30 protein-coding genes are annotated in these 15,580 nt (G+C 64.5%); 26 read left to right on the top strand and 4 right to left on the bottom strand.

Going from position 1 to position 15,580, the window contains the following annotated elements:
* The first annotated feature begins 125 nt into the window (after positions 1-125).
* The 23 genes from ABWU19_RS05865 (at position 126) to ABWU19_RS05975 (ending at position 11,538) form a co-directional block, all read left to right on the top strand.
* Positions 126-941 carry an AAA family ATPase gene (locus tag ABWU19_RS05865; RefSeq protein ID WP_435900818.1) on the top strand — a complete coding sequence of 272 codons (816 nt, stop codon included), beginning with the start codon at positions 126-128 and terminating at the stop codon, positions 939-941.
* A 91-nt stretch (positions 942-1,032) separates the two neighbouring features.
* Positions 1,033-1,377 (top strand): hypothetical protein, encoded by a 345-nt coding sequence (locus ABWU19_RS05870; protein ID WP_027877642.1) that lies wholly within the window; start codon positions 1,033-1,035, stop codon positions 1,375-1,377.
* Entirely contained in the window at positions 1,374-1,808 is a 435-nt protein-coding gene (locus ABWU19_RS05875) for a hypothetical protein (protein ID WP_027877641.1), read from the top strand. The genes ABWU19_RS05870 and ABWU19_RS05875 overlap by 4 nt, the downstream gene beginning before the upstream one ends.
* The gene (mraZ, locus tag ABWU19_RS05880) at positions 1,805-2,239 is read left to right on the top strand and encodes a division/cell wall cluster transcriptional repressor MraZ (RefSeq protein WP_027877640.1); all 435 of its coding nucleotides are present in this window, start codon (positions 1,805-1,807) and stop codon (positions 2,237-2,239) included. The genes ABWU19_RS05875 and mraZ overlap by 4 nt, the downstream gene beginning before the upstream one ends.
* Positions 2,240-2,241: 2 nt before the next feature.
* Positions 2,242-2,490 (top strand): hypothetical protein, encoded by a 249-nt coding sequence (locus ABWU19_RS05885; protein ID WP_027877639.1) that lies wholly within the window; start codon positions 2,242-2,244, stop codon positions 2,488-2,490.
* Between the two features lie 3 nt (positions 2,491-2,493).
* Entirely contained in the window at positions 2,494-2,811 is a 318-nt protein-coding gene (locus ABWU19_RS05890) for a hypothetical protein (protein ID WP_027877638.1), read from the top strand.
* Positions 2,812-2,908: 97 nt separating this feature from the next.
* Positions 2,909-3,151, top strand: a complete 243-nt coding sequence (locus ABWU19_RS05895; protein ID WP_027877637.1) for a hypothetical protein — start codon at positions 2,909-2,911, stop codon at positions 3,149-3,151.
* Positions 3,127-3,420 (top strand): hypothetical protein, encoded by a 294-nt coding sequence (locus ABWU19_RS05900; RefSeq protein ID WP_156941904.1) that lies wholly within the window; start codon positions 3,127-3,129, stop codon positions 3,418-3,420. Before ABWU19_RS05895 ends, ABWU19_RS05900 begins: the two co-directional genes overlap by 25 nt.
* On the top strand, positions 3,407-3,694 hold the full coding sequence (locus ABWU19_RS05905; protein WP_027877636.1) for a hypothetical protein: 288 nt from the start codon (positions 3,407-3,409) through the stop codon (positions 3,692-3,694). Before ABWU19_RS05900 ends, ABWU19_RS05905 begins: the two co-directional genes overlap by 14 nt.
* Positions 3,687-3,977 carry a hypothetical protein gene (locus tag ABWU19_RS05910; RefSeq protein ID WP_435900819.1) on the top strand — a complete coding sequence of 97 codons (291 nt, stop codon included), beginning with the start codon at positions 3,687-3,689 and terminating at the stop codon, positions 3,975-3,977. Before ABWU19_RS05905 ends, ABWU19_RS05910 begins: the two co-directional genes overlap by 8 nt.
* Positions 3,974-4,387, top strand: a complete 414-nt coding sequence (locus tag ABWU19_RS05915) for a hypothetical protein (RefSeq protein ID WP_027877634.1) — start codon at positions 3,974-3,976, stop codon at positions 4,385-4,387. Before ABWU19_RS05910 ends, ABWU19_RS05915 begins: the two co-directional genes overlap by 4 nt.
* Positions 4,380-4,850, top strand: coding sequence for a hypothetical protein (locus ABWU19_RS05920; protein WP_027877633.1), 471 nt, complete (start codon positions 4,380-4,382; stop codon positions 4,848-4,850). The genes ABWU19_RS05915 and ABWU19_RS05920 overlap by 8 nt, the downstream gene beginning before the upstream one ends.
* The gene (locus ABWU19_RS05925; RefSeq protein ID WP_027877632.1) at positions 4,847-5,716 is read left to right on the top strand and encodes a helix-turn-helix domain-containing protein; all 870 of its coding nucleotides are present in this window, start codon (positions 4,847-4,849) and stop codon (positions 5,714-5,716) included. Before ABWU19_RS05920 ends, ABWU19_RS05925 begins: the two co-directional genes overlap by 4 nt.
* Positions 5,713-6,138, top strand: coding sequence for a hypothetical protein (locus ABWU19_RS05930; protein WP_027877631.1), 426 nt, complete (start codon positions 5,713-5,715; stop codon positions 6,136-6,138). The genes ABWU19_RS05925 and ABWU19_RS05930 overlap by 4 nt, the downstream gene beginning before the upstream one ends.
* A complete protein-coding gene (locus ABWU19_RS05935) occupies positions 6,135-6,335 on the top strand; it encodes a hypothetical protein (RefSeq protein ID WP_027877630.1) in 201 nt (66 codons plus the stop codon). Before ABWU19_RS05930 ends, ABWU19_RS05935 begins: the two co-directional genes overlap by 4 nt.
* A gap of 72 nt (positions 6,336-6,407) precedes the next feature.
* A complete protein-coding gene (locus tag ABWU19_RS05940; RefSeq protein ID WP_027877629.1) occupies positions 6,408-6,656 on the top strand; it encodes a hypothetical protein in 249 nt (82 codons plus the stop codon).
* A gap of 9 nt (positions 6,657-6,665) precedes the next feature.
* A complete protein-coding gene (locus tag ABWU19_RS05945) occupies positions 6,666-7,019 on the top strand; it encodes a hypothetical protein (RefSeq protein WP_027877628.1) in 354 nt (117 codons plus the stop codon).
* The gene (locus tag ABWU19_RS05950; RefSeq protein WP_027877627.1) at positions 7,016-7,213 is read left to right on the top strand and encodes a hypothetical protein; all 198 of its coding nucleotides are present in this window, start codon (positions 7,016-7,018) and stop codon (positions 7,211-7,213) included. Before ABWU19_RS05945 ends, ABWU19_RS05950 begins: the two co-directional genes overlap by 4 nt.
* 10 nt (positions 7,214-7,223) lie before the next feature.
* Positions 7,224-7,781 carry a phage protein Gp27 family protein gene (locus tag ABWU19_RS05955; protein ID WP_435900820.1) on the top strand — a complete coding sequence of 186 codons (558 nt, stop codon included), beginning with the start codon at positions 7,224-7,226 and terminating at the stop codon, positions 7,779-7,781.
* Between the two features lies 1 nt (position 7,782).
* Positions 7,783-9,045, top strand: coding sequence for a terminase large subunit domain-containing protein (locus ABWU19_RS05960; protein ID WP_435900821.1), 1,263 nt, complete (start codon positions 7,783-7,785; stop codon positions 9,043-9,045).
* A 216-nt stretch (positions 9,046-9,261) separates the two neighbouring features.
* Complete coding sequence (locus ABWU19_RS05965; RefSeq protein WP_169735542.1) at positions 9,262-10,824, top strand: phage portal protein family protein; 1,563 nt, start codon at positions 9,262-9,264, stop codon at positions 10,822-10,824.
* The gene (locus tag ABWU19_RS05970; protein WP_435900822.1) at positions 10,821-11,195 is read left to right on the top strand and encodes a hypothetical protein; all 375 of its coding nucleotides are present in this window, start codon (positions 10,821-10,823) and stop codon (positions 11,193-11,195) included. Before ABWU19_RS05965 ends, ABWU19_RS05970 begins: the two co-directional genes overlap by 4 nt.
* Positions 11,188-11,538, top strand: a complete 351-nt coding sequence (locus ABWU19_RS05975; RefSeq protein WP_027877623.1) for a hypothetical protein — start codon at positions 11,188-11,190, stop codon at positions 11,536-11,538. Before ABWU19_RS05970 ends, ABWU19_RS05975 begins: the two co-directional genes overlap by 8 nt.
* A gap of 19 nt (positions 11,539-11,557) precedes the next feature.
* On the opposite strand, the gene ABWU19_RS05980 is transcribed toward ABWU19_RS05975, so the two are convergent.
* The 4 genes from ABWU19_RS05980 to ABWU19_RS05995 are packed head-to-tail and all read right to left on the bottom strand — an operon-like array spanning position 11,558 to position 13,480.
* Entirely contained in the window at positions 11,558-12,682 is a 1,125-nt protein-coding gene (locus tag ABWU19_RS05980) for an RNA-guided endonuclease InsQ/TnpB family protein (RefSeq protein ID WP_435900823.1), read from the bottom strand.
* A gap of 3 nt (positions 12,683-12,685) precedes the next feature.
* A complete protein-coding gene (gene tnpA, locus ABWU19_RS05985) occupies positions 12,686-13,084 on the bottom strand; it encodes an IS200/IS605 family transposase (RefSeq protein WP_435900824.1) in 399 nt (132 codons plus the stop codon).
* Positions 13,085-13,288 (bottom strand): hypothetical protein, encoded by a 204-nt coding sequence (locus ABWU19_RS05990; protein ID WP_435900825.1) that lies wholly within the window; start codon positions 13,286-13,288, stop codon positions 13,085-13,087. It lies immediately after the preceding gene.
* Positions 13,289-13,315: 27 nt separating this feature from the next.
* The gene (locus ABWU19_RS05995) at positions 13,316-13,480 is read right to left on the bottom strand and encodes a hypothetical protein (RefSeq protein ID WP_435900826.1); all 165 of its coding nucleotides are present in this window, start codon (positions 13,478-13,480) and stop codon (positions 13,316-13,318) included.
* A gap of 130 nt (positions 13,481-13,610) precedes the next feature.
* On the opposite strand from ABWU19_RS05995, the gene ABWU19_RS06000 reads away from it, so the two are divergent.
* From ABWU19_RS06000 to ABWU19_RS06010, 3 genes are all read left to right on the top strand, one after another.
* Positions 13,611-13,847 carry a hypothetical protein gene (locus ABWU19_RS06000; protein ID WP_435900827.1) on the top strand — a complete coding sequence of 79 codons (237 nt, stop codon included), beginning with the start codon at positions 13,611-13,613 and terminating at the stop codon, positions 13,845-13,847.
* 97 nt (positions 13,848-13,944) lie between these two features.
* On the top strand, positions 13,945-14,853 hold the full coding sequence (locus ABWU19_RS06005) for a hypothetical protein (RefSeq protein WP_435900828.1): 909 nt from the start codon (positions 13,945-13,947) through the stop codon (positions 14,851-14,853).
* A gap of 6 nt (positions 14,854-14,859) precedes the next feature.
* The gene (locus tag ABWU19_RS06010; RefSeq protein ID WP_119340541.1) at positions 14,860-15,579 is read left to right on the top strand and encodes a hypothetical protein; all 720 of its coding nucleotides are present in this window, start codon (positions 14,860-14,862) and stop codon (positions 15,577-15,579) included.
* Position 15,580 lies beyond the last annotated feature (1 nt).

A 15,580-nucleotide genomic window follows, 5' to 3' on the forward strand; every position in this document is an offset into this window, starting at 1 on the left:
GTGGCGGGGTTCGGGTGGATTCCTGAAGAATGACTATCTATCTAAGGTTGGTATTAGACCTGTCGTCCCAGCACAACATGGGCTCCAACGGGGAGTAGACCCCCGCTGAAGCAGAAAGGAGCTATATGGCTCAACAACCACCATACATCAACCCCGAGGACGTAGACAAGATCGTAGAGGACTGGCTGGCCAGCGAGTACGGGGACGTGCTCGATGACGAGACCGATTTCGTGCAGACCCGCGCCACCCGCATCATCGCGGCCCGGCTGCGCGACGCGGTGGAGGACGAGTTCCCCTTCGCCCTGGTCACCGGCCCGGCAGGCTGCTCCAAGACCGTCACCACCCGGCACTTCCTGCGCTATGTGCGGGAGCAGTGGCCCCAGCTCAACACGGCCTGGATTCACGCCCAGCCCAACTACGAGCCCAACGCCCTGCTGGAGGCCCTGGCCCTCAACCTCTACATCACCCGCACCCGCCGCTTCCGCGACCTGCTGCACACCGTGCACACCCAGCTCAGCGCCAAGCGCATGGTGGCGGTGGTGGACGAGGCCCAGCGCATGCCGCGGGAGTCGTTCGAGGTGCTCAAATATCTGGCCGACGAAACATCCAGCACCTTCATCTTGATCTGCACCGAGGACTTCGCCCCCCAGATCCGCCGCTGGCGGGACATCGAGAGCCGGATCGGGGTGGTGGCCGAGGCGGAGCCGGTAAGCCCCGAGGAACTGGTGGAGATGCCCATGCTGGCCGGGCTGCCCAAGGCCAGCCGCCAGAAAATCTACGAACTCACGGGCGGGGTGATGCGGGACGTGCTGCGGCTCGTGAAGCAGATCGACCGCACCATCGCCCGCAACGCCGATAAAGGACTGAGCCGCGCCACCTTCACGGTCAAAGCAGTGGTGGCAGTCTCGCAAAAGCTCAACCTGGCGGGAGGTAGCCAATGAAACAAAAGCTGGCATTGCTACTGGTGGACATCGCTACGGGTGCGCTGATGGTGCTGATCATCCACGCCATCGCATGGTACGGAGGTCGCTAGTGCGCAAACGCCGGGAGATTGAGGTGGCGGGGGAGCGCATACCCCGCCTGGACGACATCGCCACCCTGCTGTACCTGGCCACCGAGACCGGCGACTGGCCTGCCAAGCCCATCAACTACATCCGCGGGGACATCCCCTGGCTGCAGGACGGCGCGGTGATCACCCTGCGCAACCTGAACCCCCGCGGCGAGATGGGCGCCACCTACACCGTGCAGGTGCTGGCGACCCAGATCGAAATCCACCTGCTTCCCGGCAAGTGGGGGCAGGTGCTGAGAAAGGTTCTTTTGGAGCGGGTTTACCCCGACGAAGAAATCACATCTGTCCTATTGCAGGAGGAAAAATGACCGCCGACTTTGCCGAACAACGCCGCCGCCGGCTGCTGGAGATTCCGGTGGAGATCGCCCGCATCAACCGCCAGCTGGTGGCCATGCGGGCCGAGCGCGACAACACCGAGCGGGCCCTGAAGCGCCGCGAGACCTACGTGCGCCAGGGGGCCCGCCTGCGCGAGAGCTACAAGCAGCTCAAAAGCGAGGCCGAGCGCAGCGACTACCTGCGGGTGCAGGTCTACGAGGACATCGAATATGAGCACCTGGCCGACCGCCTGGAGCAGATCGCGGTGCAGATCGACAAGCTGGTGTTTGAGAAGGACGCCCTGGAGCACGAGCGCAAGGCCCTCTACGCCGCGCTGATCAGCTACGCCGCCGAGATTTTCGAGAAGAAGATCGACGAAAAGACCCTGGCCGATATGGCCGGGCGGGGGCGGGTTCTGTCATGACCGGGGAGCACCACTACGCCCTGGACGAGAAGGGCCGCCTGCTGCTGCCTAAAGCCTTCCGCGACGAGCTGCGCGACGGGCTGGTGATCACCCGGGGGCTGGAAGGCTGCCTCTATGGCTTCCCCCTGGTGGTCTGGCAGCGGGTGGAGGCCGAGCTGGCCCAGCTCCCCATCACCAACCCCAAGGCGGCGGCCCTGGCCCGCTTCCTGATCGGCGGTGCGTTGAAGGGTCGCCTCGACGCCGCCGGTCGCACCACCTTGACCCCACAGCTCCTATCCCACGCCGATATCCGCGAGGAGGTGGTCATCATCGGAATGAAAAACCGTTTCGAACTGTGGAGCCCTGGGCGCTGGAGCGAGGAACTGGCCCGCCTGACCTCACCCCAGGCCCAGCGCGACGGCCTGGAGCTGATCCAGACCTTTTTGAGGTAGCCATGCTGGAAACAGTCATCCAATCCCTCTTCGCCCAGGCCCAGGCCCAGAACGGTCGGGCCAGCACCTGCCTGAGCAAAGGTCTCTGGCTGGTGGCCGATACCCGCAGCGCTCGCCGCACCCTGGTGCTCTTCCGCCGGGTGGGCCAGCCCTCCATGCAGGAGGCCCGCATCTGCGCCAAATACGCAGGCTTCAAAGCCTACGCCATCGCCCCCCACGGCAACAAACTGGTCGTTTTCGAAAAGGAGTAAGCCATGAAAAAACCCGAAAACAAGCAGCCCACCAACCCCCAGCCCGTATACGCCGATCTGGACAGCCTCCCGGCCCCCGAGTACAAGCCGGAGGACTACCTGCTCTTCCACCTGCAGAACATGGCCACCGACCTGCTCGCCCATATCCGCGAGCTGAAGGAGACCGGCAGCATCGAGCCTGGCCCCCTGAAGGGCCTGGCCCGGCGCATGCTGGCCGCCTATATGGCCTCGGCGGAGATTTTCTACGAGCAGGCCACCAAGGAATCCACCATCGAGACCCTGCGCAACCCCCACCGCTTGCGGGGGATGGAGATGCCGTGAGCGCCGGAACCGCTTTTTTACTGGGCTACATCCTGGGAGGCCTGCTGGGGATGCTGATGATGGCCGTGCTGGCCGCCAGCCGGAGGGAGGAGGACGCATGAGCGCCCTCGACCGCGCCTACCAGCGCTGCCAGACCCCGGCCCAGGCCCGGCATTATGCCCGCATCTGCGAGAAGAACCGCAACTGGCCCGCGGCCCAGCTCTACCACGAGGTGGCGGAAGCCCTGGAAGCCGCCGAGCGCCTGCGCGCGGCCATCCACCCTGCCTGTCCGATTTGCGGCGGGCGGGGGATGCTCGACGACATCGAGTGCTGGCTATGCTCACCCCCGGCGAGATTCTAGTGCAACTGCGGGAGAACCCCCGCCCCCACCTGCTCCTGCTGCGGGGCAACGTGGCCATGCGCCTGTGCTACCTCTACCAGGCCTGCCTGCCGGAGCAGTTCGACCCCGAGCTGCCCCTGGGCTACGAGCCCGGGGAGGTGGTTCACATCTACGGCCTCTACAGCCCCAGCGCCAATGAGTGGCTGGAACTCCCGGCACGCACCCTGGGCCGCGTGCTGCACAACGTGCGGCCCTTGCGCCTATCGGAGGACTGCGATGACGAAGGATGAAATCCGCAAACGCCTGCGCGCCAAGCGCATCCAGGTCTACGACCACCCCAGGCTGGTACTGAAGGGCACCTTCTACTCGGTCTGGAAAAAACCCGATGGGGGCTACATCAAGACCTACGAGGTGGAGCCCGAGATGGAAGCCACCTACCCCAGCGAACAGCAGGTCTGGCGCTGGCTCAAGCTGCACCTCACCGGCCTGCCCTGCCGGGGCATTGGCCTGGCCGGGCTGGAGCTGATCGAAAAACACATGGCCAGGGAGGAAGCCCATGCCTAGCGCCCGCGGCCTGCAGGCCCTCAAACAGGCCCGGCCCGACAAGGCGGCCAACCTCGAGCAGCTCCTGGCCTTCCTCCACGACCGCCCTGGGGTGACGGTGAACATCCGCTGCTCGCAGCTCGAGACCGCCGTGCGCTTCAACGGGTTGGAGGAAGAAAGTGGCCAGGTGCAGCCGCGCTACGGCATTTACCTTTACACCCTGCGGGAGTGGCTGGACATCGGCGAGCAGACCTTCCGCACCTACCTGGGCCAGTACGGCCCCTACACCTGGGAGGAAGCATGAGCGACCCTAAGGTTGAACTGGCCCGCGCGGTTTTCCGCGCCCTTTGGGAGGCCGGGCCCCAGGGCCTAGACCGCGATGCCCTGGCCCATGCCCTGGGCGTGGGGGACCGGGAGATGCGGGAGGCGGTGGAGCTGTGTGCCAAACTCTCGGCCCGCCCCAGCGTGACCGGGGCTAAGCCCGAGGTGGTTGGGTTCGACCCCATGACCCGGCGCTACCACATCGCCAACTCGCCCGAGCAGGCCGACCGGATCATGGCCTACGCCCTGAGCTATATCAAAAGCAGCCTGGAGCGGGTGCTGGCCTACCGCGAGGCCCGCACCCTGCGCTGGGGGGACAGTGAGATGCCCCAGACCATCCAGCAGGCCCTTTTTGAGGCGGAGAACTCGATGCGGAGGTGGGGCCGTGGTTGAAGTAACCGAGCTGGGCCTGCTCAGCCTGGCCGCCCTGGCCCTGGGCCTCCTGGCCGGGGGGCAGCTCGTGGGATGGGGCTTCAGCGTGGCTTTGGAACTCAACCCTTCCGGGGCGCAAGCCTACCTGACCCCCACCACCATCTGGCGGGTAGAGTATAGCCCCCAGGACAACATCCTGATGGGCTTCAACCTGGCCGGGACCACGGTGTACTTCGAGCCAGCCCGTTGGAGGCACTTGATGTCCGCCGACGCCCTTCAGACCCGGCGCGCAGAGGTGGAACGCTACGAGCTGGGCCACACCCAGGGCTGGAAGCATTTTGGCCTGGGATATCTCGTACAGGTACTCACCGAGCCCTGCACCTTCGATCCCAAAGCGGGCTGGGCGGGGCACTGCCCCAACCCCGAACGCCCACCCTATCGTCTGGTGCCCCGCATCGGGGCCATCAAGGTGGTGATGCCATGATCCACAAACTGATGATCACTCTGCTGCTTTTGGCTTATTTTGCCACCCTCATCATGAGCACCGGCCACCTGGCCGAGTGGTACGCCCTATCGCTGGGCAAGCTGCCGCGTGAGCTGGCCTGGGGCCTGGCCGGGGCCCTGGAGTTTACCGCCTTCCTGCTCTCGCTGCTCTCCAACTCGCTGCTGCGGCAATCCCGCTGGGCAGGGGGTGGCGCCCTGGCCGCCCTGGGGCTGGTCTGGGTGGGCAACGCCCTCTCGATGCACCGGGGTGCGCCGGAGCTGGCCCTATGGGAAGTTTTTCTCATGAGCCTCTTTGTACCGGTCGGTACCTACGCGGTGGGCAAGGTGGTCGGGGAGCTTATCGGAGGTACCGCTGTGCCGGTGCAGGTACCGCACCCAGTGGCCCCAGAGGTACCGCTGAATCAACCAGTGGCACACAGAGGTACCGCTGCGCCGGTGCAGGTACCGCACCAAACGGCTTCAGAGGTACCGCAGGTACCGGCTGTGTGGCACACCCATGTGCCAAGCCCGGTACCTCAGACAGCACATTCAGGTACCGCGGAACCACCCCAGGTACCGCCCCGCGAACGTGTGAGTGAAGCTGCCGGTACCGCTGGTGCTGTCAGCGAGCGCGCCACGCTGCGTATGCGGGAGCGTAGCGTGGATCTGGAGTGGAGCGTGGAAGGCAGGGCCGGTGAACTGCTCAGTGTGATGGCGCGGTACCAGGCCCCTGTTACTTTGACCGTCCTGGTTCGGGACCTGGGCTGGCCCAAGAGCACGGTACGCCGTTGGTTGGACCGCCTGGAAGAAGAGGGCCTGATCCGGCGGACTGAAGATGGGTGGTACCTCTCGGAGGCACAGCCTTGATTCACGTTCCTGGTACCACCGACGGAGAGGTACCGCTCGCCGAGCGCAGCCGGTACCTCTGGCAGGCCGAGCACGCCTTCCGGGCCATCTGGATGGTGGGGCGGGGCCGGGCCAGCTGGCAGAAGGTACTGGGGGGCCACAACCCCCACCGCGCCAGCTGCCTGCCCATCTACGTGCCCGAGCTGCCCGAGGCCGGCATCGAGGCCCATGAGCTTCGCCTGTGGAAGAGGGACTTCGACTCATTTGTGGACGAGCTTTCCCCCGCCGAGCGCGAACTGCTGATCTACCAGATTGCGGGCAGCCGCTGGGCCACCATCTTCCGCTGGCGCAAAAGCCGGGGCCGCTTTGAGCGGGGCAACGTGGATGAGCGCATCGCCGAGCTGGCCATTCGCCTGCGGCAGATCTGCAAGGAGGTGCGATGAACATCAGGGAACTGGACTCGGCGGTGCATTCCCATACCCGGGCGATCCCCATTTATCGCGGGTTGGCGGGCGTGGGCCGCCCCATGACGCTGGACGGCAAAATCCTGCGGGAATCGTTCCGCTACAAGGGCAACTGGATTTGGTACACCGTGCAGGATGGCCGCGCTTTGTACATGGTGCAGCCGCTGGACAATTAACCCAGGATTTGGCGCTATACTGGAGGTAACCTAGCCCCTGCCCTCGCGGCAGGGGCTCGTTCATGGACGGGGATGAATGACCTGGAGCGCTCACTACTGGAAGATATGCTGGACGAGCTGGCGGCACAGGCCCCGGATGGGCGGGAGGAGCAGATACGGAAGATGCGGGAAAAAATGCTGGCTATAAAGCTGTTGCAGCGCATGCCCCAGGGCCGCACACCCTTTTTTTGGACGGCAGAGTTCTGGAAGACTGCCCTGATCGTGGTGGGCATCCTGGCCGCGCTGCTGGGCGTGAAGATTCCCGCCATCCCCAATCCCTGATGAGGAGCTATGTCGAGACTGGGCAATCAACGCATCAAAATCCTGCGCGGCGAGGTTTTGTACGCCCTCTACCTATTTGCGACGGGCCTCGACGACAAACCCCTATACCCCGATGCGCCCTGGCGGCTGCCCGAGCGCTCCCTGAAGCTGACCCTGGAGGGCCTGCACATGCTGCCCGGCGATGAGGAGCTGGAATCGGTGCTGCGCTACCTGAGCGCACCCGGCAAGGAGTACATCAACGTGGCCTGGCGCAACGATGGCCGTGGCGGCTTCGAGTACGCCGAGATCACCGCCCGGGGAATGGACCTGTGCAACGGCGACATCTCCGACCCCGGTGTAGCGTTCCCGCGGAGGAGGGCATGAGCCCGGCGGAGCTGCGCGACATCCGGGAGGAGATGACCGCCCTGCGGCTGGCGGCCCAGGCCAGCCAGAAGCGCATCATGGAGCGCCTGGACGAGCTGGAGGCGCTCATCCTGCGCCGCACGGCCAAGCCGGGCTGGCGGCTCTACAGCCTGCTGGCCATAGCGGCTTTTGTCGGCTGGATCATGCCCAGGTAGGGGGGGAGTTGTGGCCATCTATGTGCAGTCCACCCGCTGTAGGGTCTGCCTCTCGCCCTTGCGCGAGCAGATCGACGCCATGCTGCTGGGGGATGTGCGCAAGCCGGAGGACGGCGCCCCCTACCGCATCGAGGACATCGTGGCCTGGGCCGCCGAGCGGGGCGAGGCGCTGAGCGCGGCCAGCCTCTCGCGCCACCGCACCAACCACCTGCTGCCGGCCCTGGGCGCGGCCCTCGAGGCTCAGCAGGTGATGGAGGCCATCGGCCAGGCCACCGGCAAGCAGATGAGCCTGCAGGCCGCATTTACCAACGTGCTCATTCACAAGCTGTTGCGCTACCTGGAAACCTTCGACCCTTCAGAGATTGACCCGAAAGCCGTTGGGCGGATGCTCGAGACCGGCGTGCGGGCGGTGACAGCCAGCCTGCAGCTGGAAAAGGCCGAGCGGGTTTTTAGCAAGGACCAGGCCGCCATGATGGCCGAAAAGGTAGAGAAGCGGCTGGCGGCCCGCAACCTCGACCCCGAGACCCTGGCTACCATCCGCCAGGAGATTTACGGATTGGGCCAATAGTATGCTGCTGCCATACCAGAAGCGCTGGGTGCAGGATAAGAGCCGCTTCAAAATCTGGCTGGCGGCCCGCCAGATCGGCAAGAGCTTTGCCAGCACCCTCGAGACCGTAGACGACAGCCTGGAGCGCAAGACCCTCTGGATTCATCTCTCCAGCGGCCAGCGGCAGAGCCTCGAGCTGGCCGAGAAGGTCAAGCTCCACCTGGACGCCTACCGTATCGCGGCGGAGGCTCTGGAGGACTACTTTTTTGAGGGCGAGGAGAGGTACACCCAGCTCGAGTACCGCCTGCCCAACGGCTCGCGCCACCTGTTCCTCCCCGCCAACCCCGCGACCGCGCGGGGCTACAGCGGCAATTTGAACCTGGACGAGTTCGCCTTCCACCGCGACTCCAAGGCCATCTGGACTGCGGTTTTCCCCATCATCACGCGCAACCCCGAGTTCAAGGTGCGCATCACCAGCACCCCCAACGGCAAGGCCAACCAGTTCTTTGAGCTGTGGGAGCGGGGCGAGGGCTGGAGCCGCCACCGCACCACCATTTACGACGCCGTGCGCGAGGGCCTGCAGATCGACCCCGAGGAGCTGGAGCGGGCCATCGCCGACCCCATCGCCTGGCAGCAGGAGTATCTGCTGGAGTTCGTGGACGAGGGCAGCGCCTTCATCCCCTACGACCTGATCCTGGCCGCCGAGGCCGACACCCTCTCCGACGAGTGGAACCCCGACCAGGCCTACCTGGGCATGGACATCGCCCGGCGCCGTGATCTCACGGTGATCTGGGTGGATGAGGTGGTGGGGGATGTGGCCTGGGCCCGGAAAGTGATCGAATTGCACAACACCCCCTTCCACGCCCAGCTCGAGGCCCTCTCGGCCCTGCTGCCGCGGGTTCGCCGGGCCTGCATAGATGCTACCGGGATGGGGGAGATGCTGGCCGAGGAGGCCCGGCGAAAATTTGGCTGGAAGGTGGAGCCGGTGCACTTCAACCTCGAGACCAAGGCCGATCTGGCCCAGGGCCTGCGCCTGGGCTTCGAGGACCGCAAGGAGCGCATCCCCGCAGGCAACCAGCGCATCCGCCAGTCGCTGCACAGCGTCAAGCGCATCGTGACCAGCGCAGGCAACGTGCGCTACGACGCCGAGCGCAACGAGGGCGACCACGCCGACCACTTCTGGGCCAAGGCCCTGGCCCGCCACGCCCGGGAGTCCCGCCGGGGGCCTATCGAATACCGCACCGTGGAAGCGGGGCGCTTTGCGGGGGGGAGAGGTACCCTCTGATACCCCTGTGGGCCGCTCAGCGCCAAATCTAGCCGGGGGTTGACCCGGCCTTCGGCTCTCCCCCTAGACCCCCACCTCCCCCCGCCTAAAACGGCCGGAAAAACCTGGTGACATTTAGCGTGGCGCAAAATGGGCTGCACCTTTCCCACCTGGCCCGGCTATACTGGAGGTAACCTAGCCCCTGCCCTCGCGGCAGGGGCTTCTGCTTGGAGGCCCATGCCCATCCTGGATCAGTTTGGTAATCCCATCAGCGGCAAACCCCCGGCCCAGCACCCCAGCGCGGTGGTGGGGCTATCCCGGCCCTATGCGAACTACCCCAGCCGTGGGCTAACACCGGAGAAGCTGGCCCGCATCATCTACGAGGCCGACGAGGGGTACCTGGAGCAGCAGGCCGAACTATTTAGCGAGATGGAGGAGCGCGATGGGGTGCTCTCCCAGATCATGCAGGACCGCAAGCTCTCGGCCATCGGCATCGAGTGGCGCATCGAGCCGGCGGACAACAGCCCCCAGGCCCGGCGGCTGGCCGAGGCCCTGCGGGAGTGGTGGGACAACTCCGATCGGGTGAGCTGGATGCTCGATCTGCAGGATGCCCTGGGGCAGGGCGTGAGCCTGGTGGGGATGGCCTGGCGGCGCGACGGGGGGATGTGGTTTCCCGGGCAGCTCGAGCACATTGACCCCCGGCTGCTAATCTGGGATACCCAGCAGAAGCGCTTTCTGATCCAGGCCGAGGGCTACCCCCAGGGCTATGCGCCCACTTTCGGCCAGGCCATCGAGCACCGCTACAAGGCCCGCAGCGGCAGCCCCACCCGCGCGGGTCTGATGCGCACCAACGCCTGGTGGTATTTGTTCAAGCACTACGCCATCAAGGACTGGGTGGTCTACGCCGAGGTCTACGGCCAGCCCTACCGGCTGGGCAAGTACGACCCGGCCACCAGCAAGGAGGAGATGGAGGCCCTGGAGCGGGCGGTGCGGGCGCTGGGCAGCGATGCCGCGGGCATCATCAGTAAGGACACCGAGATCGAGATCATCGAGGTGGCTAAGGCCACCGGCGGCCCCGAGGTCTACCGGGGCATCTACGAGATCGCCAACCGTGAGATGACCCTGGCCACGCTGGGCCAGACCCTCACCACGGGGGAGGGAGAGCACGGCACCCAGGCCCTGGGCCGGGAACACCGCCGCACCCGGCTGGATTTGCTCGAGGCCGACGTGGCAGCCCTGAGCAGCACCCTGCGGCGCGACCTGGCGACCCCCTTCGCCATCTTCAACGCGGGCACCGACAGCGCCCGCCTGGCCCCCAAGATCATCGGCATCGTGGAGGAGCCCGAGGACCTGGCCCAGCAGGCCAAGACCCTCGACATCCTGCAGCAGATGGGCTACCCCATCTCGCTGCGCTGGGTGGCGGAGAAGTTTGGCCTGCCGGAGCCTGCCCAGGATGAGCGGATTCTGCTGCGCCTGGGCACGCCCCAGATGGCCCCCCAGGAGGCCCGCAGCCCCCTGGCGGCGCTGGAACGGGAGCTGCGGCCCGGCATGATGAGCGGCCAGCAGTTCGTCTTCGAGATGATCGAGGCCGCCACCGAGGCCGCTGCCGAGGGCCTTTCGCCTGTGCTGGCCCGGCTCTTGCGGGAGATCGAGGCCGCCCAGAGCCCCCAGCAGCTGCGTGAGCGCCTGATTGAGCTGTTCCCCGACCTGGATACCCGCGCGCTGCGGCAGCTGGTGGAGGCGGGCTGGCTCATGGCAGAGCTGGCCGGGATGCTGGCCCAGCGGGAGGATAGCCGATGAGCGTACTGCCCTACAACCGCATCCCCGAGGTGCCGCAGATTGTCATTCGCGGGGAAGCGTGGGGGTTTTCTGGCCGGCTTACCACCCGCACGGGCTCGACCTCTTGGCCGGGGCATAGTTTGCAGCTCAAGGTGTGGCCGGCCTACGGGGGGCCGGGGCCCGATGCGCCCATCTACCTGGCCGAGCCAGGCGAGATCACCTTCAACACCAGCACCGGAGCCTTCCAGATCACCATCCCGGCCAGCAAAACTGCGCTGTGGAGCCTGCGGCGGGCCCGCTATGTCCTGCGGCTGGTGGGGCCGGATGGCCCCCGCACCATCCTGCGCGGCCAACTCGATATACAGGATCGGAAGGGGGAGCGCAATGTCTGAGGTGGTGCTCGAGCTGGAGCTGCAAGAGCTGAAGCTGGAACTGCAGCTTCAGGAGCTAGATTTGCAGATCGAGCCGCCACGCACCGAGGCCGTATACGTGGTGCGACCGGCCCTGGTAGCGCCTTCGTCTTCTGGCGGGAATGCCGCTTTTGAGCGCCTGGAAATCGTAATTCCCCCGGCCTTCTCCGGCTCCATCACCCTGCCCCACACCCCAATCCCCAACTCGGTAAACGTCCATCTGAACGGCCTGGCCGAGTTCAATTTCTATCTGGTCGGTCAGACCCTCAACATCGCCTTCAGCACCGTACCCGGAGACAGCCTGATCATCACCTACGCGAGGTAAGCATGTAAGCAACCCACAGCTAAAGCAGTGGGCTTTCAGGGACAGAACCATGCATAGCACGATTCGCTTCCCCCAAGTACGGCTGGCTTACGGCAGCCCAGCCCCGAACGCTGAGGTTCAGGGCTGCGACCTTGTCCGCGTGGTCAGCGAACCCGCAGACTCGGCATTGGAACGTGCTCTGGGTTGGCCTATTGGCCCGCTCGGTGTGTCCACAGCGCGGGCATTCCCGAGAGCTATTTCTGGGGTCAACGAACACCACCCTGACCCCGGCCCTCTGCGCTTTGTAGGCCAGTTTTCGTCCGAAGTCGTGGAACGCCCAGGAGTGCAGCGTGGAGCGCTGAGGCCGTCTAACCCTGACCCTCTGACGGATGCCCTGCAAGTCCTCCAGGGCGACCGCCCGATGCGTGCGTTGGGCCTTCTCCGCGATGCGCTTGCTGATGGTGTGGTTCACATGGCCGGCAAACCTCCGCTCTTTTTGGCCCAGCTTCTTCAACCGTCGCTTAGCCCCCTTGGTACCCTTCCTCTGGAGCTTTCTTCTCAACCTCCTGTGCCGGTGCCGCACCGAGTTCAGGCGCTTCCCCGAGTAGCGCTCCCCGTCACTGTCGGTGGCGATGTTGACGATTCCGAGGTCAACCCCAATCACCCCCACGGGCTTTGCAAGGGGCGCATCGGGCAGGTCACAGGTGGGAAGGAGGTAGAACTCCCCCTTGATGTAGGCAAGGTCAGATTCGCCCTTCTGGTAAGCAAGGAGGTTGCCTTGGTACTCGCCACACACGAAGGGGATGGTCAGCCTCCCTTCAACCGACCAGATGCTCACCGTGCCTTTGGTCAGGTTGAACCGCAAAATCCGATTGTCGTAGGCGATGGAACCCAGGGGTCGGAACGTGCGGACGGTCTTTTTATCGAGCTTGTAGGCATCCGCCACCTTAGCAACCGCCCGCACCGCCGCTTGAGCCGAGAGTCCGAAACGCTCCTTGAGGTCGTAGTACACCCCGTGGTGGATTTTGTACTGGCCGAAGGTTTTGTTCGCCCAAGCCCATTCCGAGGCCGCGTTACAGGCCGCGTTGACCCGCTGCAACGTTTCCATCAGGGCAACGCGCTGCTGGGGGCTGGGTTGGAGTTTGATCTTGGCGGTCAGTTTCACGGCTCAGCCTTTGGTGGTTTGCTCGGCGATGTACCGCTCTATGGTAGCAGCCGATACGTTGCCCGCGCTGGAAACGAAGTAGCTGGGTGTCCACATTGCGGGCATCCGCTTGAGCTGGGGGAACTCCTTCCTAAGCGTCCGGGAGGTGTAGCCCTTGAGCCTGAACACGATCTGGTCGGGGGCAACCGAGGGGTTGACTCCCACAAACAAATGCAGATGGTCGGGCATCACCTCGAGGGCTATCACCTCCCAGCCCAGTTCCTTGCACTTCTCGCTCAGCAATTTGATCAGTCGCTCACGCACCGCCCCGACCAGCACCTTGCGGCGGTACTTGGGAATCCACACCACGTGGTAGTTCAGCAGGAACACCGAACTGGACTTGCGCTGGATGGGGCGGGGCATTCAGACCTCCCAGCCTTCCAAGTATTCAGCCATCGGGCTGCCCATGTCCCGAAGAGCAAGCTGGTAGCCCTTGAGCATGGCCCTGGTGATGTCGGGGTGGTCGAAGATGGGCAGGTCGAAGGCTTCGGTAAGCCAGTCGAGGCGGCTCAGGACGAAGCGGCAGAAGTTCTCCCGGCTGTCGCGTTCGGCGGTTTCAAGCGGCATGCGAACCTCCGATGGAGAAGGGGCGGCCTAAGCCGCCACCTCACGCACAAACCGCTTCCAGCTAATCCGGCCCGAATTGATCCAGGCGCTCCAAACGTAGGAGGCATCAATCCACTCGGGGCTGAACATCCGAAGGTTGTCGAAGTAGGCTTTGAAGGCTTTTGCGGACTTGAGGTGTGTGGTATTCTGCATCTTGAATCCCCTTTGGTTGGATTTCCTGGAAGCTGCGTCTTGGCGGATGGGCTTCTAGGTACTCGTATAGTACCATGTGCATGGTACTATGTCAATAGATGCGCCTATACTCCGTGGTACTGTCGGGGGTATGGAAAAGCCTTTAATCGTTTGGAAATTGCCCGATCTTCTCAAATCAGAAGGAGTCACCGTTTACAACCTGAACAAAACAATTGGTGGACGGGTGCCGAGGGAAACCCTGTACCGCTGGAGCCGCAGAATGCCCGAACGTATAGATGCGGGAGTTCTCGCATGGGTTCTCTGGGGCTTGCAGCAAATCACGGGCCGTCGCTTCGAAGTAGGCGACTTGCTCGAATACCAAGATTAGCGACCCCTACGCCAAAACTGTCCGCCCCTGGCGGACGTGGGGCTATCCCTCCCAGCGCTGAAGCGCCGGGTTTCTCGCCCCACACCCCGGAGGTTCTATGAGCAACCAAAAAATCGACTTAACCAACGCTAGACAAGTGCGCGGCACCCTGCCGCTCGGCAACGTGCAGGATGGCTCGCTACTCCTCAAAGCCGACGGCAGCGTGAGCATGACCGGCAATTTCAGCCTGGGAGGCCAGCGCTTGCTCAACGTAGGCAACGCGGTGGCCGACAGCGACGCGCCCAACTGGGGCCAGGTCAAGCAGGCCATTCGCGGTGTGCTCTACCGCCGGGTGGCCCGCGCCGCCGCCACCGGCAACGTCAACATCAGCAACCCCGGCACCAACACCTTCGACGGCGTCACGCTGAGCAACGGGGACATTTTATTTCTGGCCTACCAGACCAACCAGACCCAGAACGGCCTGTACGTATTCAACGGCCCAGGTGCGGCCCTGACCCGAGCCGAGGACGCTGACGGCAACGATGAGGTCAAACCCGGTCTGCAGGTGTTCGTTTCGGAGGGTTCTACCCTCGGCAACAGCCGTTGGAACCTCATCACCGACGGACCCACCACGGTGGGCACTACCGACCTGGTTTTTGCCCAGGAGACCAACGGGGGCAGCTATAGCGCCGGGGACGGCTTAATCCTGACCGGCTCCACCTTCTCGGTGCAGGTGGTGAGCGGCTCTGGCCTCACCGTGAGCGGGTCTGGCGTTGGCGTAGACCCGGCGATCCTGCTGCGGAAGGCCGATTTCGTTACGGGAGAATCGCCAGCAGGCACCATCAATGGTTCCAACACAGTGTTTACTTTGGCGAATACTCCCGTGGCCGGGAGCGAGCGCGTCTATCTCAACGGTGTGCGCCAGCGCCGGGGGGCGGGGCTCGATTACACCATCAGCGGCAATACCATCACCTTCGTGAGCGCTCCCCAGGCGGGCGATAGCATCCTGGTGGACTATTTGAAGTAGGGGTATATGCGGGCACTCCTGGGACTACTCCTACTGGCCGGGGCCATCTATGCCCTGGCGCAGGGCATCACCTCCAACCAAATTCGGGATGGCGCTATCACGACTCCAAAAATCGCCAACGGGGCCGTGACCATTGCCAAGATCGGGGCCAGCGGCACCCCCAACAGCACGACCTTTTTGCGTGGCGATGGCAGCTGGGCCGCGCCTCCGGGGGGTGGGGGCGGGCCGACTATCTACAGCAACGCCCCCAACAGCGACATCGCAATTAACTCGACCTCCAACGTAAACCTGGTTAGTCGGAGTGTTGATATCTCGGCGGGGACAACGGTTTTACTCGAGGTGTGGTACACGATCATCAACAACTCGGGGGCCACAGCGACCTACACCTACCGCTGCTCGATTGGCGGCATCACGGTGGACGCAGCCGACTCCACCACTCACGCCGCCAGCTCCACCAACCGCGCGGTGCACTATACGGTGTGCCGATTCTCCATTAGCTCCACCACCCTAACCCGGATTGCGCTGCAAAATGAGCGCAGCGCCCCAGGAGCTAGCAACACCGGCCTGACCGGCGCCCAGGCCGGGCGCTACGCCTGGCAGGCCTCCGCCAGCAACCTGACCGGCACGCAAACGGTGGCGATGGGCATCCGTAGCTCGTCCACTACCGTGACTCAAACTGCCACCGTGGAGAGTTGGCGGCTAACTGTTTTGCCATCCAACCCCTGAC

The sequence above is a fragment of the Meiothermus cerbereus genome (genome assembly GCF_051297115.1).
Lineage (GTDB): Bacteria > Deinococcota > Deinococci > Deinococcales > Thermaceae > Meiothermus > Meiothermus cerbereus_A.